We start from the raw sequence: 17,113 nt of genomic DNA on the forward strand, positions 1-17,113 counted from the left end.
GTTACTATGCACACCTTCATAACGTGAACTAAGGATGTAGTGCGATGTTAAAAGTGGCTATTAATGGCTTTGGTCGCATTGGACGAAATGTACTTCGAGCAATCTATGAAAGCGGCAAAAACGATAAAATACAAGTCGTCGCGGTCAACGAGCTTGCTCAACCTGAAGCAATGGCACATTTGCTTCAATACGATACTAGTCATGGTCGATTTGCCAAGAAGATCTCTCACGATCAAGAGCACCTGTATGTTAATCACTGCGATGGCAAGTTCGATACGATTCGAATTTTACACTCTGCTGAGATAAATTTGCTGCCTTGGCGTAATTTGGACGTTGATATCGTCTTGGATTGCACCGGGGTATTTGGTTGTCGTGCCGATGGCCTGGAACATATCGCTGCGGGTGCTAAAAAAGTGCTATTTTCTCACCCTGGTTCACACGATCTTGATAACACTATTATTTATGGTGTGAATCATGACTCCTTGACACAAGAGCAGGTTATTGTTTCTAACGGCTCTTGTACCACTAACTGTATTGTTCCTGTCATTCAAGCGTTAGATGAAGCCTTCGGCATCGATTCCGGTACCATTACCACTATTCACTCGGCGATGAATGACCAACAAGTTATTGATGCCTATCACAGTGACTTACGAAGAACGCGTTCAGCAAGCCATTCTATCATTCCAGTTGATACTAAGTTGCATAAAGGTATTGAACGCATTTTTCCGAAATTTTCTAACAAATTTGAAGCAATTTCTGTCAGAGTGCCAACAATTAATGTCACCGCTATGGATTTAAGTGTAACTATAAATACGAATGTGAAAGTTAATGACGTAAATCAAGTCATTATTAACGCATCTCGGTGTACATTAGACGGCATTGTTGACTATACTGAAGCACCGCTGGTTTCGATAGACTTTAACCATGACCCACACAGTGCCATTGTCGATGGGACACAGACCCGAGTAAGCGATGGTCGCTTGGTCAAGATGTTGGTTTGGTGTGACAACGAGTGGGGCTTTGCTAATCGTATGTTAGACACTGCTTTAGCGATGCAGGCGTCCAAGTAGTATCAAGGGCGCAATTTGGGAAAATATTAATTTTGATGCTTGAAATTAATATTCATAAGCCCAATATAAGTAAGCAGTTGATGAATTCCAAAACTTGGCAAGAAGCCGGGTTTTCAAAAACTTTATTTATTTTTTAGTTGAGAGGACTAAACATGTCTGTAATCAAGATGACTGACCTGGAACTAGCAGGTAAACGCGTATTTATCCGTGCGGATCTGAACGTACCTGTGAAAGACGGTAAAGTAACTTCTGACGCGCGTATCCTAGCGTCTCTACCAACCATCAAGCACTGCCTAGAAGCTGGCGCTAAAGTAATGGTTACGTCTCACCTAGGTCGTCCTACTGAAGGCGAGTACGCAGAAGAGTTCTCTCTACAACCAGTTGTAAACTACCTAAACGACGCTCTTGATTGCGAAGTTAAGCTAGCAAAAGACTACCTAGAAGGCCTTGAGCTAAACACAGGTGAACTTGTTGTTCTTGAAAACGTTCGCTTCAACAAAGGCGAGAAGAAGAACGAAGAAGAGCTATCTAAGAAATACGCAGCACTATGTGACATCTTCGTTATGGATGCATTCGGTACAGCTCACCGTGCACAAGCATCTACTCATGGCGTTGGTATGAACGCACCAGTTGCATGTGCAGGTCCTCTACTAGCTAACGAGCTAGAAGCGTTAGGTAAAGCAATGGATAAGCCAGCTCGTCCAATGGTTGCTATCGTAGGTGGTTCTAAAGTTTCTACTAAGCTAACAGTTCTTGAATCTCTATCTAAAATCGCTGACCAACTTGTTGTTGGTGGTGGTATTGCGAACACGTTCATCGCAGCTGCGGGTCACAACGTAGGTAAGTCTCTTTACGAAGCAGACCTAGTAGACACAGCTAAGAAGCTAATGGATGAGTGTGCAATTCCAGTGGCAACTGACGTTGCATGTGCAAAAGCATTCGACGAGAACGCTGAAGCAGAAATCAAACACGTTTCTGAAGTTCAAGACGACGATATGATTTTCGACCTAGGTCCAGACTCAACTGCTGAACTAGCGAAAATCCTAAAAGATGCTAAAACTATCCTATGGAACGGCCCTGTAGGTGTATTCGAGTTTAAGAACTTCGAAGCAGGTACTGAAGGCATTTCTAAAGCGATCGCTGAATCAGACGGTTTCTCTGTAGCAGGTGGTGGTGACACGCTAGCGGCTATCGACAAGTTCGGTATCAAAGCTGACGTTTCTTACATCTCTACAGGTGGCGGTGCATTCCTTGAGTTCGTTGAAGGTAAAGTACTACCAGCAGTAGCAATGCTTGAAGAGCGTGCTAAAGCATAATCATCTTTATAGAGCGGGCTTATTGGTCCGCTTTTATCTATGCTGCAATGGGTGATTAACTTTGATACAATGCCGCCCATTGTGAGCAAACGATTGCCAATTTTTATTTAAAACGACAGAAAATAGGACTTATTCCATGTCTAAGATCTTCGACTTCGTAAAACCAGGTGTTATCTCTGGCGATGACGTTCAAAAAGTATTTGAAGTTGCTAAAGAGAACAACTTCGCTCTTCCTGCAGTAAACGTAGTTAACACTGACTCTATCAACGGTGTTCTTGAAGCAGCAGCTAAAGTTAAAGCTCCAGTTGTTGTTCAGTTCTCTAACGGCGGTGCTGGCTTCTTCGCTGGTAAAGGCGTTAAGCTTGAAGGTCAAGGCGCGCAAATCCTAGGTGCAGTTGCTGGTGCAAAATACGTTCACGCAGTTGCTGAATCTTACGGTATCCCAGTAATCCTTCACACTGACCACGCTGCTAAGAAACTTCTACCTTGGATCGACGGTCTTCTAGATGCGGGTGAAGAGTTCTTCGCTCAAACTGGTAAGCCACTATTCTCTTCTCACATGATCGACCTTTCTGAAGAGTCTCTAGAAGAGAACATCGAAATCTCTGCTAAGTACCTAGCTCGCATGGCGAAAATGGGTATGACTCTTGAGATCGAACTAGGTTGTACTGGTGGTGAAGAAGATGGCGTTGATAACTCTCACATGGACGCATCTGAGCTATACACTTCTCCAGAAGACGTAGCATACGCATACGAGAAACTACACGCTGTTAGCCCACGTTTCACTATCGCTGCTTCTTTCGGTAACGTACACGGTGTATACAAGCCAGGTAACGTTGTTCTAACTCCAACTATCCTACGTGACTCTCAAGCATACTGTGCAGAGAAGTTCGGTATTGCACCTAACGCTCTAAACTTCGTATTCCACGGTGGTTCTGGTTCTACTGAAGCAGAAATCCAAGAGTCTATCGGCTACGGTGTTATCAAAATGAACATCGATACTGATACACAGTGGGCAACTTGGGACGGTATCCGTTCTTACGAAGCTGAGAACCACGATTACCTACAAGGTCAAATCGGTAACCCAACTGGTGAAGATGCGCCAAACAAGAAGTACTACGACCCACGCGTATGGCTACGTGCTGGTCAATCTTCAATGGTTGCTCGTCTAGAGAAAGCATTCGCTGACCTAAACGCTATCGACGTACTATAAGATTAAATCGTATAAGATTTAACTGATAGTCAGATTAAAAAAGTCGCTCTTTAGAGCGGCTTTTTTTGTGTCTGATGAAAATTATGTGATTGTGCTTAAAAAAACTGGCATAAACGTATATGTTTGCGTAACCTTTTGTTAAGTAATGTGTATTGGTATTCATACTCTCAATACATCTCACCAAGTGCACCTTTGCTAATAGTACAGTGGTATTAGCTAAGGTTCGCTACGCACTATTTATATTTTCAAGAGGTAAACAATATGGCCAATGAGTCAGTTGATATCCAAGCACCTATTGTGGATGGATTGTCGAAAGCGGAGCAGTGGTTAACCAACAACTCCGATTTACTTGTTCAATATGGCGTGAATATCATTTCAGCTATTCTGATTCTGTTTATTGGTAATATCGTTGTAAAAGCGGTGGCTAATAGCGTTTCTAAATTGCTGCATAAGAAGAAAATGGATAAGGCCGTTGTTGAGTTTATCCACGGTATTGTTCGCTACACATTATTCGTTATTGTTTTAATTGCCGCATTAAGCCGAATTGGTGTTCAAACTGCGTCAGTGGTAGCGGTAATTGGTGCCGCTGGTTTAGCCATCGGTCTAGCACTGCAAGGTTCACTATCAAACTTTGCAGCAGGTGTCTTGATTGTGGGTTTCCGTCCTTTCAAATCAGGTGACTATGTTGAGATCGGTGGAGTGGCTGGTTCAGTGGACTCTATTCAAATATTCCAAACAATTCTAACTACTCCAGACAATAAGATGGTTGTTGTGCCTAATGCCTCGGTTATTGGCTCACCGATCACGAACTACTCTCGCCATGCCACGCGTCGTATCGACCATGTTATCGGTGTCTCTTACGGTGCAGATCTGAAGAAGACTCAAGAAGTGATTCGCAAAACCCTTGAAGCGGATGAGCGCATTCTAAAAGAGCCAGGCACTACAATTGGTGTCGTCGCCCTTGCAGATTCTTCAGTGAACTTTGTTGTGCGTCCTTGGGTTCGTACCGAGCAGTACTGGGATGTATATTTTGACTCGCTCCAAGCGATCAAAGAAGCATTAGACGCAGAAGGCATCGAAATTCCATTCCCTCAAATGGATGTTCATTTGAACAAAGTTGAAAGCTAATCCGCGTTTTACTGTCAATAAAGCAAAAGGTGAAGCATTATGCTTCACCTTTTTTCATGTCTAGTTCAATGATGTCATTTGGCAGCAGAAACAGTACTCGTTTTAAATCTGCTCCTGACAAACCGAAAGTCCATTCAGGTAAACCTGGTGTGTATAAGACTTCCTGAGCTGAAAACAGAGCCTTATCGACGACAATCATTATCTCTTCTGGTAACCCAATAGGACAAACCGCTCCTGGTACACAACCTATTTGTTCAGTCATATCTTCGTTGCTGCAAATTGAAGTGCGCTTTCCAACCGCTTGCTTCAATAGAGCTTTGTCGAGTCGGGTATCTTTATCGGTGAGAAAGAGTGCAAACCCGCCTCCTTTCTTCTTCAAAAATAAACTCTTACTATGAGTGCCTGTCCATCCTAACTCTTTGGCAATTCGTTCATCAGTGGCAAAGTCAAGAATAGGCTCGTGTTGCCACTGGTTAAATGAAATAGCATGCTCATTGAGTAGGGCAACATTGGTCAAATATATCTGCTGGGTATTATCCATCGTTAGGCCATCAATCCTTTAGTCAGTAGCAAGGCGATAGTAAACATCATAGCGGCCACTGCCAAGTCGATACCTTTCTTCACCTTTGGTTTAGACAAGGTTGGTCCCAGTTTTGCGGCTCCAAGCGATAAGGAATAAAACCAAACAAACGATGCGAGTACTGTGCCAATTGCAAAAGCGATACGATCGTTTCCTTCAAACTGACCACCAATGGAGCCGAGAATGACCACGGTATCCAGATACAGGTGAGGATTTAATACCGTAACCGCTAATGCTCCTAGAACGACAGTGCGGCGACCGCGAGCTAAGACTTCACCTGAAGACTCTTGAGCCGATGGCTTTTTAAAAGCGCTCTTTAGAGAGAGCAGACCATAGCCAGTTAAAAATGCAATGCCGCCTAACGTTACCCCAGTAAGCAACAGTTCATTTTGCGATAATATCGCACCGCCACCGAAGATCCCCAAAGAGATAAACGTCATATCTAGCAGGCTACAAACCGTTGCCGTCGTAAGATGATGATTACGCTTAATTCCTTGATTTAAAACGTAAGCGTTCTGAGCGCCAATTGGGATAATCATTGTCGCGCCCAATCCGAAACCTTGAAGAAGCACCCAAAAATTCACTTTAATTTCCTCACCGCAGCATAAAAGAGAGCGTGAGAATAGCGATTCGTTTATGATTAGGATAGTTAATAATATTAATGAGAAATAAGTCATACTTATGATGTGTGATTTGTAATCAAAGCGATGAAAAAGAGGGCGATTTATGCGCGGATTAGATTACAAATGGATCGAAGCGTTGGACGCAATTGTTGAGCAACGAAGCTTCGATAAGGCGGCAGAGCACCTGTATATTTCTCAGTCTGCCGTGTCTCAACGAGTTAAGCAATTAGAAAAATGGCTGGCTCAGCCTGTCCTTGTTCGAGAGCAACCACCAAGACCGACCGCTGTAGGGAAAAAGCTCTTAGGTTTATATCGTCGAGTGCGGCTACTTGAGCAAGAACTGGTGCCAGAACTCGCGGCTGACTTGGGGGATAAACCGCTTTCAGTGTCATTAGCAACCAACGCTGATAGCTTAGCGACGTGGCTGCTTCCGAGTTTGTTTCCGCTTTTGGAAGCGAAACGAGTTGAGCTCAATCTCATAGTTGATGATGAAGGTCGCACCATCGAAAAGCTCAAAAACGGTGAAGTAGTCGGCGCAATAAGTTTAGAGTCGCAATCTATCCCTGGGTGTGTGGCTGACTATTTAGGGCGAGTCGATTATCTTTGTGTGGCAAGCCCAAGCTTTATTAAACGCTACTTCAGCCAAGGAGTGAACCGAGAAAGTTTAATTAAAGCGCCAGCAGTGGCTTTTGACCAACATGATAAGATGCATCAGCGATTTGTTAATCAACACTTTAATATTATGCCGGGCAGCATACTCAAACATACGGTGCGCAGCTCAGAAGCCTTTGTGAAGCTTGCGGTCGCGGGTGTGGCTTACTGTCTTATCCCCAAGTTACAAATTCAAGATGAACTGGCATCGGGGGCGTTAATTGAGCTTACGCCTAATATTTTGCTGTCTCATCAAATTTATTGGCACCACTGGCAACTTGAAAGTGGGGTGCTTGGTGAGGTTTCAGACGCCATTATTAGTCACGCGAGACAGTATTTGCCTCAGTAGTGGAACGTCATGTTTGTGTCAGTGTTTACTTTTTAGGGAACCTATATTCTCAACTTATGCCTAATCTTGAGTATAAAGGTTAAAAACAGAACGAGGATTCTTCAATGAAACGCTCATTTGCACTAGGTACAATAGTCGTTGCCCTGTTTGCTACGCCAGTTTTTGCAAGCCAACCAGATTTCCCCCATATCTCAACCACGGGTTATGGTGAGATAGAGGCAACACCAGATATGGCAGAGTTTTCGGTGCGAGTTGTACAGTCTCAAATGAATGCTGACCAAGCGAAACAAGGTGTTGACTCTGTGGTAGACAAGTTTCTTTCTGGCTTGATGTCTGAAGGCATCGAAAAGAAAGATATTCAGAGCTCAAACCTGTACTTATCGCCTCAGTATCATTATCCAGAAAAAGGTAAACCTGAGTTGGTTGGCTATCGTGCATCGCGTACAGTGACTGTTCAGGTGATGGACTTAGAGAATCTTAATAACTATCTCGATCTTGCGCTTGAGTCAGGGATTAACCAAGTTGACAACATTCAACTTAAAGTGAAAGACCAAGGTCAGTACCAAGAAGCGGCACGCATCGCGGCCATTAAAGATGCACAAAGCAAAGCTGCTTCGCTAGCGAAAGGATTTGATCAAAATCTTGGCAAAGTATGGCGTATTGAATATCGTCAGCCGATGAACCAACCCGTAGTGATGCGCAGTATGGCGATGGATAGTAAAATGGAGTCTAATAGCTATCAAGACTCGGTAATTACTATTCGTGACCGAGTGGATGTTACCTATCAAATTGGAAAATAAAAAAACGCCCTGACTAGTCAGGGCGTTTTTTTTAGCTGTTGTTAGCTTAGTGCAGAATACGAGCTCGTAGTGTGCCTTCAATCAACTTTAGCTTAGCCAGCGCTTCTTCAGAGCGTGCTGTTTCGACATCAATAACCACATAACCGATATCTGAAGCTGTCTGCAAATATTGACCTGCGATGTTGATACCTTCATCCGCAAAGATGGTGTTTATCTGAGTTAGAATACCTGGGCGGTTTTTGTGAATGTGCAATAGTCGTGAACACTCGGTGTGCTCTGGCAGTGATACTTCTGGGAAGTTCACACTTGAAAGCGTTGAGCCGTTATCAGAATATTTCGCCAGTTTTCCAGCCACTTCTATACCGATGTTCTCTTGAGCTTCTTGCGTAGAACCACCGACGTGCGGCGTTAGGATCACATTGTCGAATTTCATCAATGGAGACTCAAATGGGTCTGCATTGGTCTTTGGTTCTTCAGGGAATACGTCAATTGCAGCTCCTGCAAGGTGACCTGCTTCGAGGGAATCGCAGAGAGCAGGGATATCCACCACGGTGCCACGGGCAGCGTTAATGAAGATGGCGCCCGGCTTCATTCTTTCAAACTCAGCGGCTCCCATCATATTCTTGGTTCCTGGGGTCTCTGGTACATGCAGAGAGATAACATCACACTTATTTAGTAGCTCAGTCATGGTATGAACCTGAGTTGCATTACCAAGTGATAGTTTGTTCTCAATATCGTAGAAGTACACACGCATACCTAAGTTTTCAGCAATAATGCCAAGCTGGGTACCGATGTGACCGTAGCCAATGATACCGAGTCGCTTACCACGCGCTTCGTATGAGTTATCGGCACTCTTCTTCCAGATTCCACGATGGGCAAGGGCATTTTTCTCAGGGATACCGCGCAGTAGTAACAGGATTTGACCAAGAACCAATTCTGCAACACTTCGCGTGTTAGAAAATGGTGCGTTGAAAACAGGGACGCCACGTTTCGCAGCAGCATCAAGGTCAACCTGGTTGGTACCAATACAGAAACAGCCGATTGCGACTAATTTGTCTGCGGCATTAATCACTTCTTCAGTCAGGTTAGTTCGTGAACGAATCCCGATAAAGTGAACGTCTTTAACGGCTTCAATCAGCTCTTCTTCTGGTAAGGAGCCTTTATGATAGGTGATATTGGTGTATCCAGCCGCTTGCAAAACTTCTACTGAAGATGGATGTAAACCTTCAAGTAGCAGAATCTTTATCTTATCTTTTTCCAGTGAAACTTTGGCCATTTAACTCATCCTTAACATGGGAAATTCGGGCTTAATTAGCGCACATTTGACAGTGAGAATATCGAGGAGGGAGCTTCCAACTGCTTGAGGCAAACGTTTTCCTTGTGCGTCTTGTGACCAATAAAGTAACAAAAAAGTTGTACGTTGGGTAAGAAAATTACGGAATAAGGCATAATTTTCTTATAGAAAAACGAAAAAACGGCACCTAAGGTGCCGTTTGTAGTCTAATGACGTAATCGCGTTTAATATATTGACCAGCTTTGCTAGGTGCTATTAGAACCCGTTTAGTCTTTATTCTTCGATTTTTGCACCTTCTGGAGTGCCAGTAATGATCACATCAGCGCCACGGTGTGCAAATAAACCTACCGTTACCACGCCTGCTAGAGCGTTGATTTTGTCTTCCATATCTTTAGCATCAGTGATTTGCATACCGTGTACGTCTAAAATGACGTTACCGTTGTCTGTAATCACGCCTTCACGGTAAACCGGGTCACCACCAAGTTTCACTAGTTCGCGAGCCACGTAAGAACGTGCCATTGGAATAACTTCTACAGGTAGTGGGAACTGGCCAAGAACATCAACAGCTTTAGTACCATCAACGATACATACAAACTTGTCTGAGATAGCGGCTACGATCTTCTCACGTGTTAGTGCTGCACCACCGCCCTTGATCATGTCACGAGTTGGGTTGATTTCATCTGCGCCATCAACGTAAACATCAAGATAAGCCACATCGTTGCAGTCGAAGACTTCAATGCCTAGCGCTTCTAGCTTCTCTGTTGAAGCAATCGAACTGGATACTGCACCTTTGATATCTTCTTTGATTGTGCCTAGTGCATCAATGAAGTGGTTTACAGTTGAGCCTGTGCCAACACCAACAATGCTATCTTTTTCGACATACTTTAGCGCCGCCCAACCAGCAGCTTTCTTCATCTCGTCTTGAGTCATGGTTGAATCCCAGTTTTGATTTAAGGTGAAAATGCGGGCGAATTATATATCAATTTCGACGACAAATGCGCTGAAAAAATAGTGATATGACAAAAAACTGCGAAAAACAGCAATCGATTGCTCTATTTCTCTTTGGAGGTGAAGTAGGAAGCTATTTGTTCCAGTGCCAGATCTTACTTGGTGTGACTATGGTGGCTAGTGGAATGTCCCATGACTCACTAGGCAGTGTGTCTACTCGTTGGCAATCATGCGCAAGGCCAATAGCAGTCGGCCCTAAATCAGTGTTTTCCCAAGGAGCTAACGTTCGATCATAGTATCCACCTCCCATGCCTAAGCGTTGACCTGAATCATCAAAGGCGACCAAAGGAGTAAAGATAATATCCAACTCGGACACAGGACAAATAGCTCGCTGATCAAGCTTGGGCTCTAAAATCTTATATTGATTGAGGACTAAAGGCGTATCTTGAGCGTAGCGTAGGAAAAGTAACTGACCTTTTGAGAAGGGGTGAATTACTGGCAAATAGGTTTCGATACCCTGTTGCCAAAACCATTGAATGGTCGGTAACGTATCCAGTTCACCATCTGTGGCTAGGTACAAAGCGACTTTTCTGGCAGTACTAAGGACGCTCAATTCGCCAACTCTTGTCATTAAGTTATTGGCGTAGATGGCTTGTAGATCTTGGTTTATCGATTGGCGACGAGAGCGTACAAGAGTACGTATTTGTTGTCTTGTAGAAAGAGACATTAGGAATACCCCAGAGTGCCGTTGAGGATTGTGGCCCTTGAACCAGCTGGTTCAAGGCGGATCAGCAATGTTAACCGTAGGCTTCTCGGTACGAGCCGAGCTTGCTCAATAGTTATCAAATACTAACCCTTTGGTATTGCTTATCGGCTCAGGGACTTAAATCCACTGACGTACACCCCAGGGTAAAATTAGGTTTGCTGTCCTTGCTTTACTTTACTAATTGCATCTTCTAGAGATGCGGTGAGCTGTTCCATACGCTCGTTCATTTGTGCCACTTCTTGTTGTGACTCATCGCTACGATTATTGAGTTCATACGACATGTTCAATGCAGCAATGGTAAGCAGTTTAAGCTCGTTGGTTACTTTAGTCCTTTGGGACATTTCTTGCAATCGATTATCTAGGTCTTGGGCTGCTTTAATCAGGGTTTCTCTCTGATCTGGGGGGCAATTCACCCGTGTCAGTTTTCCCAAGATTTCGACTTCGACAGCTTGATTTTCCATAATGACAAGAACTCTTTTAAGTATCACCACATTAGGTAATGTTGAGGAAGAAACTATAGGTAAACGAGCATTAAGATTCAAGCTTTTCTGTAGTGTCGGTGCCAATTGCGTGGCTAACAACACACGAAATCGACAATTCGCACAAAAGCTACTCAGAAACGTGTGGGATGGCGTTTTCGCCAGAGGTGGGAAGTGATAGCATTGCAGGTCAGATTCAAAAATCTATGTTATGAATAGCGAGCTTATTCATAAACATGGTGCTAATTCATTGAAACGAGTATTGCTATGAGTGAAACAACACTACCTAATTACATTACGATTGCTACTGAGCTGCAGCAGGCAGGGTTGGCAGTATCGCCAGCGGAACTTCATGGCTTGCTTGTGGGTATGGTAAGTGGTGGATTAGGGCTGAGCGATGACAGCTGGCAGCCACTTATTTTCGATTACACCAATGATGGTATGGGTTGGCCGCAATCCAATTTGGCTACGGCGAAATCTCTACTCGCTTTTTCAATCAAAGAACTAACGGCAGAACAGGGTTTTGAGCTTTCATTGCTTATCCCTGGAGAAGAGGTTGAAGCAAGTGTCTTTGAAATTGCCGATGGTTTGAGTGAATGGGTAAACCACTTTATTTCCGGACTGGGCTTAATTAACGCGCCTCTAAAAAAGGCATCTGCTGATGCCAAAGAAGCGCTTGCTGATTTGGAAGAAATAGCAAGACTGGGCATCGATGAAGATGATGATCTAGAAGAACAAGCTCAGCTTTTAGAGCAGGTAATCGAGCACGTAAAAGCGTGTGCATTGACCATTCATGCTGAGTTTGGCGTAAAACCAAGTAAACCGTCAGAAACACCGACCATTCACTAATTAGTTCGTCCGTCTTATAAAGGAGAAAGGCAGTGTCAAATAAGTATGATGTTGTAATTGCAGGAGGAGCAATGGCAGGGGCGACTCTAGCTATGGCTCTCGACTACTGCAGTAATCATGCATTGAAGATTGCTGTTATCGAACCATTTCTTTCGGACAGTCAGTCGCACCCTGGCTTTGACGCTCGCTCGATCGCTCTTTCCCATGGGACCGTAGAGATTCTCAAGCAGTATAAGTTGTGGTCGTTGATTCAAGACCATGCCACACCTATTACTCATATTCATGTCTCAGATCGCGGTCACGCCGCCATGACTGACTTCTACGCGGCGAAAGAAGGGTTAAAGGCAATGGGGTATGTGGTCGAACTTGCGGAGCTAGGGCGCCGATTTAATCAAAGACTCACCAGTAGCTCGAACATTGATTTCCTTTGCCCTTGTTCGGTAGAGGATGTGGCTCAACACCAGCATCATGTTGCCGTCTCAGTCAAAGATGAGTCTGGCAGCGTCAGCCTACTTGAAGCAAAACTTCTTGTGGCTGCTGATGGAGCAGACTCAAAGAGCTGTCAAGCTGTAGGTTTAGAGCAGCTGAGTCATGATTTCGGACAAGTTGCGATCATCGCTAACGTCAAAACCAGTGAAGATCCTAATGGCCGCGCCTTCGAGCGTTTCACTGAACATGGTCCGTTAGCCTTGTTGCCTATGTCTGATGAGCGAAGTTCTTTAGTATGGTGTATGACTCCGGAGCGTGCACAGCAAGTCGTGAACCTTCCTGACACTGACTTCTTGTCCCTTCTTCAACAAGAATTCGGCTGGCGCTTAGGTCGTTTTACTAAGGTAGGGGCGGTTGCCAGTTACCCACTTTTGCTACGTCATCGACCACAAATTGTTAAACATCGAGTCGCTGCTGTCGGTAATGCAGCTCAGACGCTACACCCTATTGCAGGGCAAGGCTTTAACCTTGGGATTCGCGATATTGCGACTTTGGTCGATTCGTTGCTTGAAAGCCTTCAAGATGTAGGTGAATACGCTAATCTAAATAGATTCCAAAGCAATCGCCAGCAAGATCGAGAGCTGACGATCACCATGACGTCTGGGTTAGTACACATATTTTCAAATGACTTTTTTGCCCTTCGATTAGGCCGAAATGTAGGTTTAGGGCTAATGGATAATTTTCCACGGCTCAAGTCGCCGATTTTTAATCGAGCACTTGGGGTTGTGAATAGGTAGTACAGAGATATGCAAAGTTTTGACTTAGCCATCATAGGTGGCGGAATGGTGGGCCTTGCTCTCGCCCGCGCACTGAAAGACACCGATCTGCGAATCGCAGTCGTAGAAGGGAATACTCCAGACAAAGATATTTCAGGAGACCCTGATATTCGTGTCTCAGCCTTAAGCCGTGCCAGTGAGACCATATTGAAAAACCTCGGGGCATGGGATGCAATTCAGAAACATCGCTGTGCTCCTTATTACGCTATGGAAGTTTGGGAGCAGGACAGCTTTGCTCGTATTGAGTTCTCTGCTAGTCAGATGTCTCAACCAGACCTTGGCCATATCGTTGAAAATCGTGTCATTCAGTTGGCCTTGTTAGAGCAAGTTGAAGGACAAAATAACGTGACGCTCTTTATGCCGCATCGTTGCCAGTCAATGGCCGTAGGTGAAAGTGAAGTGTGGATGACGTTAGATAATGGGCAGTCATTTACTAGCAAATTGGTAGTGGGTGCAGACGGTGCCAACTCATGGGTGAGAAAGCAGCAAGATATCCCACTTACTCATTGGGATTATGGACACAGTGCCCTAGTTGCGAATATCTCGGTTGATGACTTTCATGATTGTGTTGCGAGACAAGTGTTTACACCGCAAGGGCCGCTTGCATTTCTACCATTAGATGACCGCAGTCTATGTTCTATCGTTTGGTCAACCGAACCACAACGAGCAGAAAAACTTGCCAAAATGTCGGAAGCGGAGTTCAACAAAGCGCTGACCGCTGAATTTGATAGCCGCTTAGGTCTCTGCCATGTGAAGTCTGAACGACGAGTTTTCCCTTTGAAGATGCGTTATGCGCGTGACTTTGTTACCGAGCGAGTTGCACTTGTTGGTGATGCTGCACACACCATCCATCCACTCGCAGGGCAAGGTGTTAACCTAGGATTGCTTGATGCTGCCAGTCTGTCACAAGAAATATTTAAGTTATGGCGCGCAGGAAAAGATATTGGTCGCAAGCGTAACCTGCGTGAATATGAACGTTGGCGCAAAGCGGAGGCGGCTAAAATGATCGCTGCTATGCAAGGCTTTAAAGACCTGTTTGAAGGAGATAACCCTGCGAAGAAACTTATTCGCGGTATCGGTATGAGCTTGGTAGGACAGTTGCCTGGTGCGAAGCAAGAAATTATGAGCCGTGCTTTGGGAATGAGGGGGCACCTACCAGAACTAGCAAAGACAGAAGTCAGTCAGAGTTAACCACTGAGTTAAATTTAAAAACTAAAAAGGGGCAGCGTGGCTGCCCCTTTTGGATGGTTGTAGTTGTTGCCCATCTTGGTGGGCTTAAGTTTAGCGTAGGGTTGTTATCGTTATTCGATTGTAATGTTCTTTAAGCGTATGCGCAGCGAAGTTTCATAACCTCTTGGTTTATCTCTTTTACCGCTTGGAAATGACGCTTTTCGGCGCGTTCAGGAATGATCAATTTACCATTGTCAAACTCAAATCCGCCTAAACCATAAATATAGATTCTGCCTCTGAATAGTCGACTCACATGTTTAGCAATCATACCTGGTGTATAGCGCTTAAACAGTCTCATTTAGCCTTCCTTATAATGTTACCTAGCGAACGAATTATAGTTAAAACCCTAATCTAAATGTGTGATAGCACGGGCTTTACGAGCGTGCTGATACAACCAAGTGAGCGTTTTGTGGAGCGTTTTGCAATTCCATTGCGATGTCACGATATCTCCGTGATATTTAGCACAAAAGCCTCGATTGGGGTCTTCCATTCTCAATTTTTGCTCTATTTGAATAGCTTAGTATGACACTGGTATGAATCGAGCTTTTTAGTCGCCCTGCAATCATCAACCTGTTTGTTCCATTGGCTATTATTAATAGGTACGTATATGTAGACCGACCAAATCAGAAAAAGTTGTCACGAGGACACACTCTTTTACAAAACCTAGACATAAAGGGGAGAGATCGTGTGGAAGGTAGCAAGGGAACTCGAAAAAAAAGCCCGCATAGCGGGCCAAATGTCACAGATGCATTACACAAAAGTGGAGTTACTGCCTGAGCAGAGATTCACTCTAGTGTTGCCACCAGTAGCCTTGAAGTGCTAACTGGTGACAATATGTACAATACCCCAAAAAAACATCAATGACTATTTATGCTTAAAAAATGTATAAAATCTCATTGCATCTAAGTGTTAAATTAGATCCATTTCACGCTTCTATGATCTAAGACGACATTAATTTGCATCGATTGGTTACGGAAACCGCTACCGAGTGATATCCGACCATTGAGGAGAACAGTGAGCAACGAGATCACTGAGCGCGATCTCAAGACCCGCAATGCGTTGCCCACTGCTGATGGTGACTAAGGTATTTTGCTTTAATTCATTATCAAAAATGATAGGCATGGGGTTTTTTAACAGCAAGGGAGTGACTGTGCCAATAGCAAAACCTGTAAGAGCTTCAACTTGTTCACTGGAAACACAGGTCATTCGACGAGTATTCAATAAAGCGCGTACTTTTTTCGGATCCACTTGTTTGTTGCCCTGACAGCAGGCAAGGACAAGTTGGTTATCCATATCTCGCAGTAACAAGGTTTTGACCATTTTGTGAGTTTCGATACCACGTAATTTGGCAGCATCCTCAATGGACACTGCCTCACGGGATTGCATCAAGACTCTATAGGGAATATCACGTTCATCCAGATAGGCAGTTATGCGTGTATCAATCATCCCTTACTCTTGGTCGAGTGGGTAAGGTGGCAATTCTAGGCTCAAACGACTGTTTGGTTGAGAAGCTAAACGGAACTGAGAATCTTCATCGAGATTGTTGGCAATAACCATAGCGGCAACGAATTCGCCATTGCTGTACTGGTAATGTGCCAGTACCTCTCCGGCCTTACGCCAGTTCTCTCCCACTGAACGCTCGATGTCAATAATGTCGTCATCGCTAAGTGGAGAATCGAGTAGACCTCTCACATTTGCCAGCATGCGTTTGTTGATGCCACGATATTTCGCTCTTGCGACGGTCTCTTGACCTGTGTAGCAGCCTTTATTGAAGCTAATGCCATCTAGTGCTTGTAAATTCAAGGCTTGAGGTATGTGTTGATTTTGCTGCTCTGCTTCTAAGATAGGTAGCCCTTGCTCAATATCGAACTTGGTCCATAGTGATTCCGCGACCCAAAGTAACTCAGAATCAGAAGAAAGTAATGATTGCAGGTCACCATCAACTAACAGCATCCAACGCTCATCATTAATTTGAATAGCGGTGCTGCCTTTGTTTTGGCGCACAGCACCAGAGGTTGGGAATTGTTGATCAATCCATTGCTGAGCGCTTGTTCCCATCACACCGATAAGTGGTTTGGTGCTAATAATGAGTTCTACCTTAGAAAAAACGGCATATTTCTTGAGCTCCGTCAGTTCTTTCTCTAGTGCCGATTGAGGTTGAATCATGGCGTATCCGTTCTCAATGTGACACAGTCTAAAAGCACTCCACACTTTACCTTTAGCGTCACAATGCGCTCCAAAGGTGGATTGATTCTGCTCCAGCGAAACCACATCACAGGTAACTTGACCTTGAAGGTAAGACTTACGATCGTCGCCGGTCATTTCGAGAGCACCCCAACGATTCAGTTTGGTAAACAACAAATCGGGTAGTTCTGTGGTAGGTGTTATTTCAATTGCCTGTGTGTTTGGTTGCCAATCCATAGTTCTTGGTCTCGTTGGTAAACATATCACCCATGTTAATCTTCAGGATGGATTTTGTCAGCTGAATGTTGTTGCACGAAATCTTGTGATGAAAGTAGAGTTTGTGTGATGCAGACAGTGGTGAGCGATAA

Annotated in this window: 18 protein-coding genes and 1 other RNA gene; 9 read left to right on the forward strand and 10 right to left on the reverse strand. The window is 44.3% G+C overall.

The annotated features are described in order from the left end of the window. Window positions 1–44: 44 nt before the first annotated feature. From epd to mscS, 4 genes are all read left to right on the forward strand, one after another. Window positions 45–1,070 (forward strand): erythrose-4-phosphate dehydrogenase, encoded by a 1,026-nt coding sequence (gene epd / locus JKJ11_RS02155; protein WP_124940581.1) that lies wholly within the window; start codon window positions 45–47, stop codon window positions 1,068–1,070. 152 nt (window positions 1,071–1,222) lie between these two features. Then, complete coding sequence (locus tag JKJ11_RS02160; protein WP_006075685.1) at window positions 1,223–2,386, forward strand: phosphoglycerate kinase; 1,164 nt, start codon at window positions 1,223–1,225, stop codon at window positions 2,384–2,386. Window positions 2,387–2,522: 136 nt separating this feature from the next. Next, window positions 2,523–3,599: a class II fructose-bisphosphate aldolase gene (gene fbaA / locus JKJ11_RS02165; RefSeq protein WP_031494713.1), complete on the forward strand. Its 1,077-nt coding sequence runs from the start codon at window positions 2,523–2,525 to the stop codon at window positions 3,597–3,599. A gap of 261 nt (window positions 3,600–3,860) precedes the next feature. Next, the gene (gene mscS, locus JKJ11_RS02170; protein ID WP_124940583.1) at window positions 3,861–4,727 is read left to right on the forward strand and encodes a small-conductance mechanosensitive channel MscS; all 867 of its coding nucleotides are present in this window, start codon (window positions 3,861–3,863) and stop codon (window positions 4,725–4,727) included. Window positions 4,728–4,764: 37 nt separating this feature from the next. Here the strand turns inward: mscS and JKJ11_RS02175 are convergent, their stop codons facing one another. After that, the gene (locus JKJ11_RS02175; RefSeq protein ID WP_006075600.1) at window positions 4,765–5,268 is read right to left on the reverse strand and encodes a YbaK/EbsC family protein; all 504 of its coding nucleotides are present in this window, start codon (window positions 5,266–5,268) and stop codon (window positions 4,765–4,767) included. Between the two features lie 2 nt (window positions 5,269–5,270). Beyond that, window positions 5,271–5,891 (reverse strand): LysE/ArgO family amino acid transporter, encoded by a 621-nt coding sequence (locus JKJ11_RS02180; RefSeq protein ID WP_038228950.1) that lies wholly within the window; start codon window positions 5,889–5,891, stop codon window positions 5,271–5,273. A gap of 142 nt (window positions 5,892–6,033) precedes the next feature. Between JKJ11_RS02180 and JKJ11_RS02185 the strand changes: the two genes are divergently transcribed. Both JKJ11_RS02185 and JKJ11_RS02190 read left to right on the forward strand, forming a co-directional pair. Then, window positions 6,034–6,930, forward strand: coding sequence for a LysR family transcriptional regulator ArgP (locus tag JKJ11_RS02185; protein ID WP_006075602.1), 897 nt, complete (start codon window positions 6,034–6,036; stop codon window positions 6,928–6,930). A gap of 104 nt (window positions 6,931–7,034) precedes the next feature. Continuing rightward, window positions 7,035–7,730, forward strand: coding sequence for an oxidative stress defense protein (locus tag JKJ11_RS02190; protein WP_252038687.1), 696 nt, complete (start codon window positions 7,035–7,037; stop codon window positions 7,728–7,730). A 46-nt stretch (window positions 7,731–7,776) separates the two neighbouring features. Here the strand turns inward: JKJ11_RS02190 and serA are convergent, their stop codons facing one another. The 5 genes from serA to JKJ11_RS02215 all read right to left on the reverse strand — a co-directional run bounded on the left by serA (window position 7,777) and on the right by JKJ11_RS02215 (window position 11,199). Then, a complete protein-coding gene (gene serA / locus JKJ11_RS02195; RefSeq protein ID WP_252038688.1) occupies window positions 7,777–9,006 on the reverse strand; it encodes a phosphoglycerate dehydrogenase in 1,230 nt (409 codons plus the stop codon). 291 nt (window positions 9,007–9,297) lie between these two features. Further along, window positions 9,298–9,954 (reverse strand): ribose-5-phosphate isomerase RpiA, encoded by a 657-nt coding sequence (gene rpiA / locus JKJ11_RS02200; protein WP_006075606.1) that lies wholly within the window; start codon window positions 9,952–9,954, stop codon window positions 9,298–9,300. A gap of 151 nt (window positions 9,955–10,105) precedes the next feature. After that, complete coding sequence (locus JKJ11_RS02205; protein WP_236109194.1) at window positions 10,106–10,699, reverse strand: 5-formyltetrahydrofolate cyclo-ligase; 594 nt, start codon at window positions 10,697–10,699, stop codon at window positions 10,106–10,108. A 3-nt stretch (window positions 10,700–10,702) separates the two neighbouring features. Beyond that, window positions 10,703–10,886, reverse strand: a non-coding RNA gene (gene ssrS / locus JKJ11_RS02210) — 6S RNA. A 1-nt stretch (window position 10,887) separates the two neighbouring features. Next, window positions 10,888–11,199 carry a cell division protein ZapA gene (locus JKJ11_RS02215; RefSeq protein ID WP_240206453.1) on the reverse strand — a complete coding sequence of 104 codons (312 nt, stop codon included), beginning with the start codon at window positions 11,197–11,199 and terminating at the stop codon, window positions 10,888–10,890. Between the two features lie 285 nt (window positions 11,200–11,484). Between JKJ11_RS02215 and JKJ11_RS02220 the strand changes: the two genes are divergently transcribed. From JKJ11_RS02220 to JKJ11_RS02230, 3 genes are all read left to right on the forward strand, one after another. Continuing rightward, complete coding sequence (locus JKJ11_RS02220; protein WP_006075507.1) at window positions 11,485–12,066, forward strand: YecA/YgfB family protein; 582 nt, start codon at window positions 11,485–11,487, stop codon at window positions 12,064–12,066. Between the two features lie 71 nt (window positions 12,067–12,137). Next, a complete protein-coding gene (ubiH, locus tag JKJ11_RS02225) occupies window positions 12,138–13,292 on the forward strand; it encodes a 2-octaprenyl-6-methoxyphenyl hydroxylase (RefSeq protein WP_242456528.1) in 1,155 nt (384 codons plus the stop codon). A gap of 9 nt (window positions 13,293–13,301) precedes the next feature. Continuing rightward, a complete protein-coding gene (locus tag JKJ11_RS02230) occupies window positions 13,302–14,522 on the forward strand; it encodes an FAD-dependent 2-octaprenylphenol hydroxylase (protein WP_031494012.1) in 1,221 nt (406 codons plus the stop codon). Between the two features lie 130 nt (window positions 14,523–14,652). On the opposite strand, the gene JKJ11_RS02235 is transcribed toward JKJ11_RS02230, so the two are convergent. The 3 genes from JKJ11_RS02235 to ygfZ all read right to left on the reverse strand — a co-directional run bounded on the left by JKJ11_RS02235 (window position 14,653) and on the right by ygfZ (window position 16,982). Further along, window positions 14,653–14,859, reverse strand: a complete 207-nt coding sequence (locus tag JKJ11_RS02235; protein ID WP_006075511.1) for a DUF1107 domain-containing protein — start codon at window positions 14,857–14,859, stop codon at window positions 14,653–14,655. Window positions 14,860–15,542: 683 nt separating this feature from the next. After that, window positions 15,543–16,007 carry an aminoacyl-tRNA deacylase gene (locus JKJ11_RS02240; RefSeq protein WP_006075512.1) on the reverse strand — a complete coding sequence of 155 codons (465 nt, stop codon included), beginning with the start codon at window positions 16,005–16,007 and terminating at the stop codon, window positions 15,543–15,545. A 3-nt stretch (window positions 16,008–16,010) separates the two neighbouring features. Then, a complete protein-coding gene (ygfZ, locus tag JKJ11_RS02245; RefSeq protein WP_031494013.1) occupies window positions 16,011–16,982 on the reverse strand; it encodes a tRNA-modifying protein YgfZ in 972 nt (323 codons plus the stop codon). Window positions 16,983–17,113 lie beyond the last annotated feature (131 nt).

It is taken from the genome of Vibrio sp. SCSIO 43133 (genome assembly GCF_023716845.1).
In the GTDB taxonomy this organism is placed as follows: Bacteria; Pseudomonadota; Gammaproteobacteria; order Enterobacterales; family Vibrionaceae; genus Vibrio; species Vibrio mediterranei.